The organism is Caballeronia glathei, from assembly GCF_000698595.1.
Classification (GTDB): Bacteria; Pseudomonadota; Gammaproteobacteria; order Burkholderiales; family Burkholderiaceae; genus Caballeronia; species Caballeronia glathei.
In genome coordinates this window covers 16,531-32,634 of sequence record NZ_JFHC01000062.1, presented here as the reverse complement: position 1 = coordinate 32,634, position 16,104 = coordinate 16,531, and the positions used below count along the sequence as shown (strand labels likewise).

The window sequence follows — 16,104 nt, the reverse complement described above, 5'->3', positions numbered from 1 at the left end:
GAGTCAAATTGATCTGAAGAGAGGACTCTTCGCCAGCGCTTCGGCACCGTCGGCGCTGGTGAGAAACTTCTCCGTGTAGATGTCCCGTTCGAACAACTGTCCTTGCATGAGCGTCCTGATTGCCGCTTCGATCATCACGGGCGGCCCGCAGAGGTAGGCTTTATGGCCGCGAAAGTCGCCGTTGAAATGTGCTTTGGCGGCATCGTGGACGTAGCCCCGAAAGCCGCTCCACGGCGATTCGGCCGCCTCGTCCGAAAGCGCCGGCACATAGGTGAAGTGCGCGTGCCGAGACGCAAGGTCCAGAAAGAGTTCGTGATAGTAGAGTTCCGCCCGGCTGCGCGCACCATAGACGAGCGTGATCGCCCGCTCTTCACCCTCCTCCAGCATGTCGATCAGCATCGATTTCGGACTCGACAACCCGGAGCCGCCCGCGATCAGGATCACGGGCCGCGAGTCGGACTTGCGCACGAAGAATCGCCCGAACGGACCGCTCAGACGAATCTCGTCGCCCGATTTGAGCCCTTCGTGAAGGTACCCGGTGCCCTTCCCTCCAGGCACGCGCCGCACGTTCAACTCGATCAGCGTGCGGGACGCCGGCTTGTCCGCGAGCGAAAACGCCCGCGGCATGTTCTCGCCCGGAATGTGCACGTTCACGTACTGGCCGGCCTGGAACTCGATTCCGTCACCCTCCAGTTCGATGAAGATGCCCTTGATGGTCGGCGTCAGATCGATGGTTTCCTTCACGCGGCCGGTATGGTCCCGCACCGGAAAGTGACGTGCATCGACGTCCTCGTCGACATCCGCTTCGATCGTGATGTCGGACTGCGCCGTCGCGCAGCATGCGAGGCACTTGCGCTCGTCGCGTTCGAAATCCATCAGAGCGAACGGCGACGCGTGCCCGTGCTCGATCTCGCCATCCAGCACCTGCACCTTGCACGTTGCGCACAAGCCATGACAGCATGCGTGCGGCAACCAGACACCCGCGCGCATGCAGGCATCGAGAATGGTCTGGTCATCGCCGATTTCGATTGTCTGGCCGATCGGTTCGATGGTCAGTTGGTAGCTCATTGCAGCTTCTCCTTGGTTCCTGTTCGCGGTCGCCGCACGTGCCTAGCTGCACGATCCGCCGATGCCGGTGAGGCCCGGCGTGCGAAAGCGGATCACCGCCTTGTGGCCGAGGCCGTTCTCCCTCAGGGTCTTGTCGAAATCCGGCGTGAACGCATCGCCGGACCTGAACCATTCGGCTTGCCGCAGATCGACCTTCTTCCAGTCGGGATGCACCGCGTACATCGCCGCGATCACTTCAGTGGCGAGTACGCGGAACGACATCGATGGCTCGACAGGAATGCAATGCGGGGCGCAGAACATCAGGTGATCCTCCCACCCCACGAACAGCAACTGCTTGCCGTGAAAGTTCTCTTCACGGTCCCTGATCTCGCCCGTGTAGCCTTCATTCAACGCAATAACTGGCATCTCTCGTCTCCTTTGAATCGTTTCAGGCGGCCTTCTGAGCAGCCCCGGCTTCCGGCGCTTCCTCTCCCCCGTGACTCGGCTTGCCGGTCCAGCGCAACCAGTTCCTGCGATCGGGAGAGTCCTCGAATTCGTGGCCGTCCTCGCCAGCATTGATGTGGTAGTAGCGCAGCACCTCACGCAACGGGTCGAAGTCCGCTGCCGCCGGGTTGGCATCCTTTTCGAAGCAGTTTCCCTGATAGATCTGCTGCACCGGCATCCACGCCTGTACGTACTTGTCGGGCTCGTCGTCGAAGATGTCCTTGCAGCCGTCCGAGCAGAAGTGAAACTTGTTGCCGAGGTAATCGCTTTCGCGATAGCAGATCTTGGTCGGGTCGTCCGGTTCGGTGAATGCCATCGGAATCTGGCAGACCTGGCAGAGCATCGGCAGCGTGTCGTTGTAGAAGCGCTTGCCCTCCTTCTGCTGCTCGCGCCAGTATTCGAAGCGCGGACGGTATAGCGTGTCGAATGTCTTCGGGTACTTTTCTGCGAGCCACTTCATTTCGTCGTCGGACGGAATCCACGTATGCAGCGCGGCCGCGTGCGTGTAGTTGTAGAAGATGCCCCACGCCTCATGGGAGATGCGGTCCTTCTCCTTCATCGCGACTTCGTGATACTTCGGCATGCGGATGCCGTATCGCTCCAGGTCGTGGAAAAGCGCGCCGCCGTTCTTCTCGAAGTAGGTTTCCCACGCCTCCTGCCACGACATGATCCGCTTGGGCAGCATGTAGTCCATCATCATCGCGACGAGCGTGAGCAAGCGATAGCCGCGCCAGAACCATTTGTCGACCCACTTCTGGATGATCGGCACATTGCCCGGGTCCTGTTCGAGCAGGAACTTGACCACCTCCAGCCCGAGCGTCATGTGGCGCGATTCGTCGGACTGCGCCGAGAAGCCGAATGTCACGGTCGCCATGTCGCCGTTGAAGGCAGCACCCGACATGAACGGCATGAACAGCAGATTGGTCAGCACATACTCGAACGAAAACGAAATGGCGGTCACGAATTCGAATGGACCGGCGCTCATCGCGTCCTCGAAATACGACTTCGGCACCGACAGGTACCAGACACGGTCGTGCATGTGCTTGAAGTCGTGAAAACCGTTGAAGAACTTGTTGTAGTGGCTGATCGTATGGACCTGCGTCTGCGCGTGGCGCAATTCGTCGATGGCCTGCATCTGGCACGCGATGCGGGCACCCGCGCCCCGGAAATTCCGCCCTGCCAGCGCGAAGCCGCGATGCGCCGCATATTCGAGCGGGCTCACGCCTGTCAGAAAGAGCTTCAGGGCATTGATGTAGCGCGGGTCAGTGACGTTGAACTGGCCGTTGTTCTGCTGAAACGCATCGATGATCGCGTAGAGCTTGCGTTCCTTTTCGCCCTGATACTTCCAGTACGCGTCCATCGTGAGGCGAAACGGGTCTTCCCATTTGTCCCAGTCGTGGACCTTGATGCCCTCGAACCTGTCGTAGGGAAAGACCTTGTCCATCGGCTGATAGGTGGTTTCCCATCCGAGCCCGCGAGTGAGCATCGCGTAGTTTTCCTTGATGCCAAGCTTCTTCGGTGCTGCGTTGTTCGTGCTCATGTGTATCTCCCGTCGCCGCTCAGGCTTTCCATTCGAGGATGAACTCGTCGTCGGTCTCGTCGATGTTGCCGCCGAGCGAGATCAGGTTCAGTTGCAGTTCGCGCAAGTCGAAGTCACGTCCGATGAGCGCTTCGATCGATTCGCGCCGGATCACGAGCTTTCCCACCGCATCGATCTTGACCATCGCCGGAAACGCGTTGACGACGGCGTGCGGGTTGTCGGCTTCGATCGCCTCGACGATCGGGCGTGAGTCGTCGTTCGCCTGAAACGCGATGAATACGGAATCAGCCACGGCTCGCCTCCGCATCCTGCGGCACGCCTTGCTTCGCGATGCGCGCATCGAATGCCTCGGTGATCTCCCGCAGCGCGTGATGGGCTTCGTCGTCGAGCCCCGCAATTGCGAGCGGCTTCAGCGCATCGAGCACGGCCGTTTGCCACTTCGCGATCCATCGTGCGAGGAGCGCTGCGTTCTCAGGCGATTCGCCCGCTGCCGTCTTTAACGTCGCGTCGACCCAGCGGTTCGATTCGTCGAACCATGTGCTCGCGAACTCGTTGAGCAAGCCGAGGCCCGGGCCGTACTGACGAGCGATGCGCGCATCGATGTGCCGGTAGACGAGCGGATAGATCAGGCCGTCGAGCACGACGTTCTGCGCGACGTACGTCTCGAACCAGTCCTTCACGACCATCATGTCTTCGACGACACGCCGCAGGCCCTGCCACATCGGGTCGTGCAGCCAGCGCTCCTTGCCTTCGACGAGAGAGGTGCCCTGATTGCCGTCGAGCAGCAGCCCGATGCGCGACAGGTATTGCGCAATACCCAGCCGGTCCATGCTGTGGAACATGGTCGCCTGCGTGATGGCCGTGCCCCAGCCGTAACCCGTCACAAAGCAGTTGTTCGTATTGGCCGCCCACTCGATGTGCCTGAGCGGCACCATGAGCGCGGCGATATGCGTCCTGGCTTCGTCGGACAGATCGGCGAGCAGGCGCCGCCTGGTGACGAAGTCGATGTTCTTCTCCATCGATTCCTGCTGTCGCGCACGCGTGATCGTGTACGCGCCGTAGTAGTACTGGCGCGGGTCCTTGAACGCGTACCAGTCGCTCATGACGATCGCCGTGCGGCCCTTGTCGTAGATCTCGAACTCCGGTTCCCACAGAGGCCGATAGTGAAAGTTCACTTCCGGCTGCAGCTCCAGCGTGGCTTCCTGGTAACGCGACGCCGGCTTGTCCGCGCCGAGCCGTCGCGCTACGTGAGAGAACGTCTGGCGCACCTGCTGAACCGTGGACGTCTTGATATCGATCTGCATGATTCACTCCTCCTTTTGTATGTCGGTCACTCCGGGAGCCCAGGCTGCCCGTAGCGCCATTTCAGGTGTTCCAGGTCGAGCGCCTCGCCCTCGTCGCGCGTCAGCTGGATCACGCGGTTGGCGATGCAGAACGACTGGTAGTCGCGCAAGGACATCACGAGTTCGACGTTCAGCCCCGGGTCGCCGATCGAGAAGTCGAACTCGACGAAGCCGTCGTCGCGGCGGTGCCGGAAGCGGACATACCGACGGGTCATATCGAAATCCTGCGGTGTGCGTGCATGCGCGTGCAATGGCATCGCTGTCTCCTGTCTCTTGTGCTTGGGTGTCCCGTTCGCCTGCTCGAACGGACCGGATCTGCCTGTTCACGATTTCATTCAGATCCGGCATGGCGACGCTATAAAGGCAATCGGCATGCCAATGTGCTCGACCTGTCGTGCCTCTGCTGCACGTGCTGTGCGCTCGACCGTTGCGGCGCCTGGCTTGCGCCCCGCTGGGCTTGCGCGAAGTTGTCGAGCGCGCCAGTGCGGCGAGCGGACGCCGCGCTGAAGCGGCTTGACGAAATGCTCGAAGAGCGCCGCGTCGCTCTGGTTTTCGCTTGATCAAATCCGCATCAGGGAACACACCACTAGCCGGCATGGCCGGATTGGCGGGCATCGTCGCGGAGCATTGCGCCGCGCGTGAACATCGCCTATCGTTGGGCCTTGAAGCGAAAAGTTGTCGGAGACGAAGCAGATGGCAAGCCGCGACAAGGCACAAGCGCAATCGAAGGAAGGGATGGCCATGGTGGCGCCGAACGGCGCGTGCGTGGACAGCCTCCGATATCCCGACATCGCGGACCTGATGTCCCGCCTGCATTTCTCGCCAGGCGATGGACGCATCTGGCTGGACGACCAGCGCATGCTGCTCGTCCATACCGGCGCGGTGGGCACGATGCGTCGCGAGCTGATCGAAAGCCTCGGCATCGACGCCGCGCGGGGCCTTCTCACGCGCATGGGCTACCACTCGGGCGCGCGCGATGCGGAACTGGCGCGCAAGGTCCGCCCGGATAACAGCATCACCGAGATGTTCGCCGTCGGCCCGCAGTTGCACATGCTCGAAGGCATGACGGTGGTCGAGCCGGTACGGCTCGAGATCGACGTCGAGCGCGGCAAGTACTACGGCGAATTCGTCTGGAAGAACTGCGCGGAGGACGAGGAGCATATACGCATCTACGGTATCGGTGCGGAGCCCGTCTGCTGGACGCAGATCGGCTATGCGGCCGGCTACACGAGCGTATTCATGGGACGCCCGGTTCTTTATCGCGAAGTGGAGTGCCGGGCGCTCGGTCAATCGCAGTGCCGCATCATCGGCAAGCCTGTCGAGGACTGGGGCGAGGAAGCCGCCGACGACCTTCGCTTCATGCAGGCGCAAACCTTCACGCAGGGCCTTTCCGCCGCGGGTGCGCACAGCGATCGCGCGGCCGCATCGCTCGGTGGCACGAGCGCACCCGGCGCTTTCGGCGACGAGAACATGGTGGGCGCATCGCCCGGCTTCAATGCGATCTGTCACATGATCCAGCGCGTCGCGCGCACGCGGGCCACGGTGCTCTTTCTCGGCGAGAGCGGCGTCGGAAAGGAAGTGTGCGCGCGCACGCTGCACAGGATCAGCGCGTGCAGCGACGGCCCGTTCGTTGCCGTGAACTGCGGGGCCATCCCGGAGGCGCTCGTCGAATCGGAACTCTTCGGTGTCGAGAAGGGCGGCTTCACCGACGCGACGCAAAGCCGTCCGGGCCGCTTCGAACGCGCGAACGGGGGCACGTTGTTCCTCGATGAAATCGGCATTCTCAGCATGACCGCGCAGGGCAAGCTGCTGCGCGCGCTTCAGGAGGGCGAGATCGAGCGCGTGGGCGACACGCAGACGCGGCGCGTGAACGTGCGCGTGGTCGCAGCGACCAATCTCGATCTCAAAGATGAAATTCGCGCCGGCCGCTTCCGGGAAGACCTCTACTTTCGCCTGAACGTGTTTCCGATTCGCGTGCCGTCACTGCGCGAACGCCGCGAAGACCTGCCCATCCTGCTCAACCACATGCTGCGCAAGTACCGCGAGCGCCATGCGCGCGACGTCACGGGCTTTACCGGCCGCGCCCTCGACGCGATGCTCAACTACGGCTGGCCCGGCAATATCCGTGAAATGGAGAACATCGTCGAGCGCGGCGTCATTCTCGCGCCCGATGGCGGCGCGATCGATATCAGTCATCTCTTCATCAGCGGCGAGACCGTCGACGCGCAGATGTTCGGCATCGGCGACGACGGTTCGCTGACGGCGTCGGGGTCGCTGCTGGATCAGGCGAACAGGACCGGCAGCGGAGAGGTGGAGCGCGTGACCCGCAAGGTGAACAGCCTGCTGCTGGGTATCGGCGGGGATGTGGAACCCACGTCGCTCGACGATATCGAAACGGCACTGCTCAAGAGTGCCGTGCAGCGAGCTGGCGGCAACCTCTCGGCGGCTGCCCGCACACTCGGCATCACCCGGCCGCAACTGGTGTATCGCCTGAAGAGCCGTGGACTTCGCGTGTAAGGCGCTTCCATCCAGACCGGCGGATCACGTGCCCGGCGTGCGCACGTATCAGCAGGCTTTCATTGCGGGCCGCGGGGCGGCTGGCGGGAACACTCGCCATGAACGGTCGTCGTGCCTGAAGAAGAAAATCACGAGCGTACCGCCAGGCCGCAAAGACTCGACGCAAACGTAGCGCCTTTGATCCGGCGTCATGCGGCTGAAGCGCGCGATGCGCGCCGGCATCGCCGGCGTAGGTGCAAGCCATTTTTCGACCAGCAGACGCAAAGACATCGCACCGGGATTCATGATTTCCTCCAACTGCGTTCCCTCGCGCGATTGCGGGCGCGTTGCCGCCTCGCACCCGTTCATGTGGAACCGGTCATCGACGATTTCATGAAATCCGGGTGCTACGGTACGTTCAAGGCAATCAATGTGCCAAGCTTGATCGGCGATTGAAGGCGTCGGCCCCGATGTCCCCGGGCAATCCGGGCGGCGCGTACGGGCGTCGGAAGCCCAGCGCATGGCACGGCGAAGTGAAGCATTCCGATCCGGGCGAATCGACGAGAAGATCGAGTCCGCAGCTTCGTCGCGGTGTCGTGGTAGATCAATTCAGCATCAGGGAATACCCCCTCCCGAGTTCCTGTCGATGCTCGGCGAACGCACCACACGTTCCGCGCATGGCTTCGAAAGCCGACGATCAACGAGAAGGTTCACACCGGCCCCGCCGATGCCGAGCAGACACCTTCTTGCCTCAGGAGGGCATCCAATAGCATGACTATTGCCCAGGCCTTATCGGGAAAACGCTTATCGAAACAGGAGAGTACGCTGCATATAGTTTGCCTATTGAGGCAAAGGCAAGTGGCAGCGAGAAAGCCAGAATTTGGGATAGCGCAGCATTTCCCGTTCAATGCTCGGGCCTGGCGTAAGCGCCATGAATGGAAGACATCAAGAATTCCGAGCCGCATCGGAGGCACGCATGAAACTGCCCGTTCGATTGAGGTGCCCCCTCCTCCATGCAGCAGTCGCGAAGGGCGTCGGCCTCAAGCTCGACGTCTCACACAATTACGACAAGCAGGAAAACCCATACCCGCTGCGCCACGCGAGCGTGATGACAAAACCCATGCATCACGCGGGACGTGCATTTCTCTCACGCCTTTGATTCATGAAAGCTGCTTTAACGCGATACGCAGATGCCGTTCCATATCTGAAGGCGATCGGCGACAAGTCGATCAAATCGACTAACTAAGAAAAGCACGGAGACTGACATGGCGCAGAATCGGGATGACGCGAATGACACCAGCACGCGGGACGGCAACGGTTTGCTCAGCACAGGCCGGCGCGGCCTCATGCAGGGCGCCGGGCTGGGTGCGGCGCTCTCGCTGCTGGGTGCGGCGGGCGGCGGCTCGAGCGCGCTGATTTCGGCGGCGCAAGCCGCGGAAACAGCGTTCCCGCAGCACAAGAAATGGAAGATCGTGTTCGTCAATCACGTCACCACGAATCCGTTCTTCGTGCCGACGCAATACGGGATTCAGGATGCCTGTTCGATGCTCGGCATGGACTATCAGTGGACCGGCTCCGCGACCTCCGATGCGGGCGAAATGGTGCGCGCGGTGAACTCCGCGATTGCGGCAAAAGCCGACGCGATCGCCGTGCCTATCGTCGATCCCTCTGCCTTCGACAAGCCGATCCAGGCCGCGCTCGACGCGGGCATCCCGGTGCTCGCGTACAACGCCGATGCGCCGCGCGGCAAGACCAATCCGCGCCTCGCGTATATCGGGCAGGATCTCTATCTCTCGGGCTATCAGATGGGTGAGCGCATCGCGAGCATCGTCGACGGCGGCCTCGTCGCGCTGTTCATCGCGACGCCCGGCCAGCTCAACATCCAGCCGCGTCTCGATGGCGCGAGCGACGCGATAAAGAAGTCGGGAAAGAAGATCGACATCCAGACCGTCGCGACGGGCGCAACGGTCAACGAAGAGCTTTCGAAGATCAAGTCCTTCTATCTGGGCCATCAGGACCTGAAAGGCATGTTCGCGGTCGATGCGGGCAGCACGCAGGGCGTCGCGCAAGTAATGAAGGAATCGAGCCTGCCTTCGAAGGGCGTGCATGGGGGCGGCTTCGATCTGCTGCCGCAGACGATTCAGCTCATTCACGAAGGCTTCCTCGATTTCACCATCGATCAGCAGCCATACGTCCAGGGTTTCTATACAGTGGTCGAAGCGTTCGTGTTCCTCGCGTCGGGCGGGCTCGTCGGACCCGCGAACGTCAACACGGGCCTCAAGTTCGTGACGAAGAGCACCGTGGAGCCGTATCTGAATACGTCGACGCGCTATGAAGGCAAGACCGCCAAGCCGCAGATCGTCCCGATGAGCGGCGCAATCAAATCGTGACCGATACGGTGAACGAATCCCACGAGCTGCAAACCCCTGCGCGGCCGGAGCGGCCGCGCAGTGCGCTGATTTCCAACTGGGCGGCCGAGCTGCGTATCCTGCTCGTGGCCGTGCTGCTCGCCGCCTATTTCGAGTTCGCCAATCACGACTTCCTGCTCACGCATGCGAGCCTCGTGAATCTCTCGCAGTTCATCGCGCCGGTGGCGATCATCGCATTCGGCGAGATCATGCTGATGATCGGAGGCGACATCGATCTTTCGGCGGGCATGGTGTTCGCGTTCGCGCCGTTCATGATGGTGTTCGCCAGCGACGCCGGCGCGCCCATGTGGCTTGCGCTGGTTGCAGGTCTCGCGGCCGCCGCCGTGATCGGCTTCGTGAACGGCGCCGTGACCGTGTGGCTGCGCCTGCCCTCGTTCGTGACGACGCTCGGTACGCTCTTCCTCATCAACGGCGTCACACTCACTCTTTCGCGCGGCACCCCGGCGGCGACACCGGGGTCGCCCGGGTTCGCCGCAATCATGGGCGCCTCGGGTTATAGCGAAATCATCTGGACGGTGGTGATCGCGTTCGTCATGCACACGCTATTGCGCCATACGCGCTGGGGCCTGCATACCCAGGCCGCGGGCGCGAATCCCGTCGGCGCGAGCGAGGCCGGCATTCACGTGAACCGGCTGCGCTTCGGCAACTTCATCCTCGCCGCTGTGCTCGCGGCTTTCACCGGCATCCTCGAGAGCTTTCGCATCACCTCGATCGACCCGCAAGCGGGGGGCAACCAGATCATGTTTCTCGCCGTGGCTGCCGCCGTGATCGGCGGCACGCCGCTCACCGGCGGCTCGGGGACGATCATAGGCGGGCTCCTCGGCGCCGCGGTGCTCGGCATTCTCAACGACGGCTTCACGCTCATCGGCATCAACGCGTTCACGTTCAACATCATCCTCGGGGCCGCGATTCTCGCCGCGATGATCTTCAACATCCACATCGGGCGCATCCGCCGCAAAGGAAGTCGGTGATGGAGGCTACCCAGACCGCCCCGCAAGCCGCCCAAAGCGCAGTGGCGCTGCGTGCCGACAATCTCGTCAAGCGCTTCGGCGCGGTGACGGCGCTCGACGGCGTCTCGCTCACGCTCGGCGGCGGCGAAATTCTCGGCATCCTCGGCGACAACGGCGCGGGCAAATCCACGCTCGTCAAGATTTTCACGGGTTTTCACCAGCAGTCGGGCGGCACGCTCCACGTGCACGGTGAGGAAACCCTTCTGCGCTCCGTCGATCACGCTCGCGCGCTCGGCATCGAATGCGTGTATCAGGACCTTGCGCTCGCGAACTCCCTCAGCATCTATCACAACATGTTCCTGAACCGCGAGATCGTGCGACGCGGGCCGTTCCGGCTCCTCGATCACAAGCAGATGCGCGAGCGCGCGGCGCAGTGTCTCGACGACATCGGCGTGCATGTGCCTTCGGTGGATCTGCCTGTAGAACGGCTGTCGGGCGGCCAGCGCCAGGCCATTGCCGTCGCGCGCGCGGTGCATTCGAACGCGAGGATTCTCCTGCTCGACGAACCGCTCGCGGCGATGGGCGCCCGCGAGGCGGCCCTGATCATCGACCTGATCATGCGGCTGAAGGAAAAAGGCGGGCTTTCCATCATCATGATCATGCATAACTATGCGCAGACGCTCGACATCGCGGACCGCATCATGTTGATGCAGCGAGGCCGCGTGACGTACGAGCAGCGCAGTGCAAACACGTCGGTGGCAGAGCTGATGGACATCGTGAGACGGGAATATCGGGCGATGCGCGCTACGACCGTGCATTGACCACTCGAACTCGAACGAGGACGCGCCGGTCGCGGTGACGCGGCCGCACAATCATGGATTACCGCACGCCAGGGAAACGCAAGAGCCTGCATGCGCGCATCGTGCAGGAACTGGGCATGCAGATCGTGAGCGGCGCGTTCGTGCCGGGGCAGCGTCTGCCTGCCGAGCCCACGCTGTGCGAAAGCTATGGCGTAAGCCGTCCGGTGCTGCGCGAGGCGACACGCGTGCTCGTCGCAAAGGGGCTCGTCGTCTCGAAGCCACGCGTGGGCAGCGTCGTACGCGCGCGCGACGAGTGGCATATGCTGGACCCGGATGTGCTCGTCTGGACCGTCAAGCTCCTTCCCGAAGGCGCGTTCTTCCGCTCGCTCCTGACCGTGCGCCAGATCATCGAGCCCGCCGCCGCGGCGCTCGCCGCGATCTCGGCGACCGATGAAGACATCGCGCGCATCGGCGCCGCCTATGCGCGCATGGAAGACGCGAAAACGGCGGACGCGCTGCTCGAACCCGACCTGGCATTCCATCGCGCGATCATGACCGCCACGCACAACGACATGCTCGCGTATATCGGCAACATGCTGTCGCTCGCGCTTTCCGAGTCGATCAGGCTCACGAGCCGCCATCCCAACACGCACGCGCTTTCGCTGCCTCGCCACAAGGCGATCTTCACGGCCATCTCACATCGCGACGCGCTCGCGGCACGGCAGGCGAGCGTGGTGCAGCTCGACAACGCGCGCGCCGATGCCAACTCGATACTCGGAGGCGCGGCGCTGGAACCTGAAGGGCCTCTTTCGCAGTGAGTTCCGCATCGGGACCCTGGCAGCAATTGTCCCGCGCTCCCCTTCATGCCGCGCAGATCGGTGATCGCACATGGCTCATCGTGCCCCTGCTTCGCATGGAGAAACCGCCGCTGACCGGCTCGTGGGCAACCTCAGAGCTCGCGGGTTCCTTTGCGTGCGGGGCTGCGCACATCACCTGATTCGCGTACCGCGCCCGGATGAGCGCCGTTGCGCCGGTTTCGTCATTGCGGGCGGCATATGTCGAACCATCGCGCGTCGAACATCATCGTCCTCTCGACGCAATGAGCGTCACCCTCACCCCTTCGCAGCTCGCACTTCTCGCCACTTCGATCTCGCGCCACGGCGACCCATCTCCACGCTCGGAAATCAGCGAATCGACCTCGCGTGTCGGACGCAGCACGTTGAAGGGCCATGATGGCCGGCGCAAGCGCTCGTGAACGAGCGAGCCGAGCCAGATCGGTGTCGGAGGCGCGCCGTTCCGATGCTCGACGGCATAGCGGGTCGGCCAGAAGCGCAGGACGTCGCGCTCGTCGGCGCTCGCGTGAAGGCGCGTGAAGACGAGCGCCGACGGCTCACCGTTGTTCAGACGGGGCAGCACGGGCAGCGCCGTCGCGACCGCGTTCGGCGACACGAGCGTGAGCAGGCTCCTCGCACCCAGCCGCGTTCCCTCGATCCAGCCCAGGCTGCGCAACTGGGTCTCCACTTGCTCGGCGCTCGCCGTCCACTGCACGACGATAGGCTCGCGCCTGTCGCCTTCCATGCTCGATCGATAGCACGAGAACGTCCTCCAGACGGAATCGGTCCATTGCGCCGGCGTAATCACGGTGACCGCCGCCGCGCGCGCGTTCGCGGCCACCCGATCCTGCGGGAGCGTGCCGAGCTGCACCGCGACACCCGCGCCGATCATGGCCAGAAACGCGAGTGGCATGAACGGGCGTGCGGGCGGGCGTTCCGGATGCCGCCACACCACGGTCAGCGCGACGAGAAATACCCAGAGCGCCGCGAGCGCGGCCCCGCCCATCGCGTCGGAAAACGTGAATCGGCCGAAATAGAGCCCGCTCACGGCCGTTACCGTGATGATCGCCACCGTCGCCACGGCGACCAGAATCTGCGACACCATGCCCACCCGTCGCGCGATCACGACGGCGAGGAAGCCGTAGATGACCACCACCGCAGCGATGCGATTGCTCGGGAATGCATGCAGGCTGGATGAAATCCACGCGAGCGGTGCGTGCCGCGCGGCAAGCTGCATCGCGAGGATCAGCAACTGCGAGAACACGACTGCGACGAGCCAGTACACAACGGCACGCCAGCGGCGCTCCAGCGTCATCCACAGCACGATCATGACGACGAGCGCGGCGAGCATGGGCACGCTGCCGAGCGTCGCGCATGCGGAGAAGACATCGTCGGCCCAGGCGGAGCGAAACGACTGAAGGAAGCGCTGCACCGACATGTCCACCTGGACCAGCGGGTCGCCGCGCGCGACGCTCCTCACCATCGCGAGGAACACCGATGCGGACACGATCACGAACAGCGAGATCGTCACGAGCAGTCCCGCTGGCGAGTTCTCGGGATTGAGCACGCGCAGGATCTCGCGTCCGGCGGCCCCATGGTGGCGATCCGCCCAGCGCAAGAGGGCACGGCGCGACGAGTTCGTCCACGAGCGCGCGTGGTACGCGGCGATGCGAACGATGTTGTACGTGAGCCACGCGGCCGCGACCAGGACCGCGATGATGACCACGAGGCGGAACGACACCGCGCCCGCCAGTTCGATCGACGCACCGACCGCGACACCCGGCAGGATATGCACGGGCGCCCAGATGAGTGCCGAGACGATGTTGATCACGAGGAAGCGGCCCGGCGCCATGCCGAGCGTCCCCGCCACGACCGGTACGATGGCCCGTAGCGGAGGTGCGAAGCGCGCGAGCACTACGCTTTTCGCGCCGTGCGCCTCGAAATAGCGCTGGCCTGCCGCGAGCACGCCGGGGTGGGTACGAAACGGCCACATCCGCGTGATCGTCTCCCTGTAGCGCGAGCCGAACCAGTAGCTCGCCGCGTCGCCTGCCACGGCGCCCGCGATTGCGCAGGCGAAAACCCAGCCGAGATTGAGCGAGCCCGTCCCGACGAGCGCACCCGCCAGGAACATGACGCTGCTGCCGGGAATGAAGGTGCCGATGAAGGCGACGGATTCGAGGAAGGCCGCCAACAGGACGACCGCGAGCGCCGAGGCGGGGTGGCTTGAAAACACATGCAACAGATTGAAGTAGGCGTGCTCCATCAGGGTCTCCGCGTCCCGCTTCCCGGATTCTAGCCCGGTTGCCGCGCCGCTTCAGTGCTGCTGCGGCGGCGGGCACCCTGCAAATCGCCGAGTCCGGATGCAAGTGGGCCGCCTGCTCGCCGAGAACGAGGTCACGCGCCTCGAACGGCCCGATCTGGTGGAAAGCGCGGTTGCGGTAGAGTTCAGTTCGCGCATGCAGACCGTATGGCAGGTGCGCGTGCTGGCGGGAGACGCCGGCTCCGCCGCCACATGCGGCACGCCCGACGCGAGCGTGCCCGGGCGGGCCGCGCGGACCGCGTCATGTACCGGCGAGCCGAGCATCGGCACCTTCGACGTCGCCCCCCCGGCGGTGCTGCGACGGGCGGGGCGACAAGCGGCGGAGGCGCGGCGGCCGCATTCTGGTTCATCAGGACGGTTGCAGCGGCAGAGGACCAATCTGTGCAGTTGCCGTGTGCGCCGTGACATTTGCATCGTTCATGCGCGCGCCGGCAGCGACGAGTTCCCTCAAACACTCCGCCAAATTGGCGGGCGCGGGACGATAGTGACCGCTCTCGTTCGTGATTTCGCGCAAGATCCCAGTGCCGGCGTCGTTGCGCGCGCCAGCTTAAGCGGAGCCCTCAGGTCGCCTGTGCGTGATTGTTCCTGATGTATGACCTTTCCGTTAAATCCTGAGGGAGCCCAGGCGCCCGGAATTTTCGAGCATGTGCCTCAAAACCTGTCCGCTTACCAGCTTCAACCGGATCATTGCGCATGGCACCAATCGTTGGGCGCAAACTCGGTCCAGAGCAATCACCCGAGGTCAAAACGTCGCTGGTGGCCGGGATTTTCGCGCTTGAAAGTCGCCTGCCAAGAAACGCCGAGCTTCCCTATCCACCAGCGAAACCCGCGAATGCACGGGCTGGTGTTCATGTCGTGCTCTGCGGGGCCTGAATCATCTTCCAGCCGTTACCGGCGGGGTCCCGGAAACCGGCGTCGACGCTGCCGAAGCGGTCTATCGGCTCCTGCGTGAACTCCACCCCGCGGGCCTTTAGCCGGGCGTAGCCGGCGCGGCAGTCCGACACCGAGAGGACGAGCGGCGGCATCGCCCCCTTGGCGACCATCGCGCGCAGGGTTTGTGCGGTGGCTTCGTCGTGGATGGGCGGGCCGGGTGTGAACAGGCCGAGTTGAAACGACGGCTGATCCGGATGCTGGACCGTGAGCCACCGGTAGGGACCGTTGCGCACGTCCGTGTGGACGCGGAATCCGAGTTTGTCGACGTAGAACGCGAGCGCTTCGTCCTGGTCGTCGACATACAAGCCCACCACATTAATGCCTTGGTTCATGACACCTCCTTGGTTGATGGCGGGAATTTACCCTTGGCCGTGCGTCGGCGCTTCTCCAAAACTGCGCTGGTGAGATCGGGACGCTGGGCGGCCTTCAGCACGCAGGCGGGCACTCGGTCGAGTTCAAGCATGTTGGCTTGCGCCTCCCGGCGCATGGCGCTGGGGCTTCGGCCCGTGATGTCGCGGAACGTGCGGCCAAAGGTGCCCAGACTCTCCCAGCCGGTGGCAAAGGCTATTTCCGTGATGCTGAGCGCGGTATCGCGCAACAGCGTATTGGCCTGCTCGATGCGCCGCGTCAGAAGGTAGCGATGCGGCGGGATACCGAACGCCCGCTTGAAGGAGCGAGCGAAATGGGCTTCGGAGACGCCGCTGACCGCGGCCAGGCGTTCGACCGGCCAAGCCTCGTGCGATGCAGCATCCATGCGGTCCCTGGCGCGTAGCAGGCGCCGCAGCAGGGACGGGTCTTGCAATTGGCCGGCGCTGGCCGGTGCGGAAGACGGGGCTGGCGGCTGGGCTCTCTGGTATTCGCGAGGGCGCATGAGTTCCAAGGGCGCGGACGGTATGCGCGTAGTTTAGG

17 protein-coding genes are annotated in these 16,104 nt (G+C 63.6%); 7 read left to right on the top strand and 10 right to left on the bottom strand.

The annotated features are described in order from the left end of the window. Window positions 1–3: 3 nt before the first annotated feature. From BG61_RS29280 to BG61_RS29255, 6 genes are read right to left on the bottom strand one after another with little or no spacing between them, the layout of a single operon-like run. Window positions 4–1,068 (bottom strand): NADH:ubiquinone reductase (Na(+)-transporting) subunit F, encoded by a 1,065-nt coding sequence (locus BG61_RS29280; protein WP_035938642.1) that lies wholly within the window; start codon window positions 1,066–1,068, stop codon window positions 4–6. Between the two features lie 42 nt (window positions 1,069–1,110). Continuing rightward, window positions 1,111–1,473, bottom strand: coding sequence for a phenol hydroxylase subunit P4 (locus BG61_RS29275; RefSeq protein ID WP_035938644.1), 363 nt, complete (start codon window positions 1,471–1,473; stop codon window positions 1,111–1,113). A gap of 22 nt (window positions 1,474–1,495) precedes the next feature. Continuing rightward, a complete protein-coding gene (locus tag BG61_RS29270; RefSeq protein WP_035938646.1) occupies window positions 1,496–3,091 on the bottom strand; it encodes an aromatic/alkene/methane monooxygenase hydroxylase/oxygenase subunit alpha in 1,596 nt (531 codons plus the stop codon). A 19-nt stretch (window positions 3,092–3,110) separates the two neighbouring features. Continuing rightward, on the bottom strand, window positions 3,111–3,398 hold the full coding sequence (locus tag BG61_RS29265) for an MmoB/DmpM family protein (protein ID WP_199241986.1): 288 nt from the start codon (window positions 3,396–3,398) through the stop codon (window positions 3,111–3,113). After that, entirely contained in the window at window positions 3,376–4,395 is a 1,020-nt protein-coding gene (locus BG61_RS29260) for an aromatic/alkene monooxygenase hydroxylase subunit beta (protein ID WP_035938648.1), read from the bottom strand. Before BG61_RS29260 ends, BG61_RS29265 begins: the two co-directional genes overlap by 23 nt. Window positions 4,396–4,421: 26 nt before the next feature. Then, window positions 4,422–4,649, bottom strand: coding sequence for a phenol hydroxylase subunit (locus tag BG61_RS29255; protein ID WP_232256414.1), 228 nt, complete (start codon window positions 4,647–4,649; stop codon window positions 4,422–4,424). A 526-nt stretch (window positions 4,650–5,175) separates the two neighbouring features. Here BG61_RS29255 and BG61_RS29250 point away from each other — a divergent pair. After that, complete coding sequence (locus tag BG61_RS29250; protein ID WP_051672859.1) at window positions 5,176–6,951, top strand: sigma-54-dependent Fis family transcriptional regulator; 1,776 nt, start codon at window positions 5,176–5,178, stop codon at window positions 6,949–6,951. A gap of 48 nt (window positions 6,952–6,999) precedes the next feature. Here BG61_RS29250 and BG61_RS29245 read toward each other — a convergent pair whose 3' ends face one another. Then, the gene (locus BG61_RS29245; protein ID WP_035938725.1) at window positions 7,000–7,236 is read right to left on the bottom strand and encodes a hypothetical protein; all 237 of its coding nucleotides are present in this window, start codon (window positions 7,234–7,236) and stop codon (window positions 7,000–7,002) included. 670 nt (window positions 7,237–7,906) lie between these two features. Here BG61_RS29245 and BG61_RS42235 point away from each other — a divergent pair. The 5 genes from BG61_RS42235 to BG61_RS29225 all read left to right on the top strand — a co-directional run bounded on the left by BG61_RS42235 (window position 7,907) and on the right by BG61_RS29225 (window position 11,927). Next, window positions 7,907–8,089, top strand: coding sequence for a hypothetical protein (locus BG61_RS42235; protein WP_129572302.1), 183 nt, complete (start codon window positions 7,907–7,909; stop codon window positions 8,087–8,089). Window positions 8,090–8,195: 106 nt separating this feature from the next. Then, window positions 8,196–9,320 (top strand): sugar ABC transporter substrate-binding protein, encoded by a 1,125-nt coding sequence (locus BG61_RS29240; protein WP_035938652.1) that lies wholly within the window; start codon window positions 8,196–8,198, stop codon window positions 9,318–9,320. 8 nt (window positions 9,321–9,328) lie between these two features. Next, a complete protein-coding gene (locus tag BG61_RS29235) occupies window positions 9,329–10,330 on the top strand; it encodes an ABC transporter permease (RefSeq protein ID WP_370818099.1) in 1,002 nt (333 codons plus the stop codon). Beyond that, the gene (locus BG61_RS29230; RefSeq protein ID WP_051672857.1) at window positions 10,330–11,130 is read left to right on the top strand and encodes an ATP-binding cassette domain-containing protein; all 801 of its coding nucleotides are present in this window, start codon (window positions 10,330–10,332) and stop codon (window positions 11,128–11,130) included. Before BG61_RS29235 ends, BG61_RS29230 begins: the two co-directional genes overlap by 1 nt. Before the next feature lie 53 nt (window positions 11,131–11,183). Further along, a complete protein-coding gene (locus tag BG61_RS29225) occupies window positions 11,184–11,927 on the top strand; it encodes a FadR/GntR family transcriptional regulator (RefSeq protein ID WP_035938657.1) in 744 nt (247 codons plus the stop codon). Between the two features lie 262 nt (window positions 11,928–12,189). Here the strand turns inward: BG61_RS29225 and BG61_RS29220 are convergent, their stop codons facing one another. Then, window positions 12,190–14,205, bottom strand: coding sequence for a VTT domain-containing protein (locus tag BG61_RS29220; protein ID WP_035938659.1), 2,016 nt, complete (start codon window positions 14,203–14,205; stop codon window positions 12,190–12,192). Window positions 14,206–14,302: 97 nt separating this feature from the next. On the opposite strand from BG61_RS29220, the gene BG61_RS43595 reads away from it, so the two are divergent. Next, window positions 14,303–14,851 carry a hypothetical protein gene (locus BG61_RS43595; RefSeq protein WP_035938661.1) on the top strand — a complete coding sequence of 183 codons (549 nt, stop codon included), beginning with the start codon at window positions 14,303–14,305 and terminating at the stop codon, window positions 14,849–14,851. Window positions 14,852–15,110: 259 nt separating this feature from the next. Here the strand turns inward: BG61_RS43595 and BG61_RS29210 are convergent, their stop codons facing one another. Both BG61_RS29210 and BG61_RS29205 read right to left on the bottom strand, forming a co-directional pair. Then, a complete protein-coding gene (locus BG61_RS29210; protein ID WP_035938663.1) occupies window positions 15,111–15,527 on the bottom strand; it encodes a VOC family protein in 417 nt (138 codons plus the stop codon). Beyond that, window positions 15,524–16,066: a helix-turn-helix domain-containing protein gene (locus BG61_RS29205; protein ID WP_035938664.1), complete on the bottom strand. Its 543-nt coding sequence runs from the start codon at window positions 16,064–16,066 to the stop codon at window positions 15,524–15,526. Before BG61_RS29205 ends, BG61_RS29210 begins: the two co-directional genes overlap by 4 nt. Window positions 16,067–16,104 lie beyond the last annotated feature (38 nt).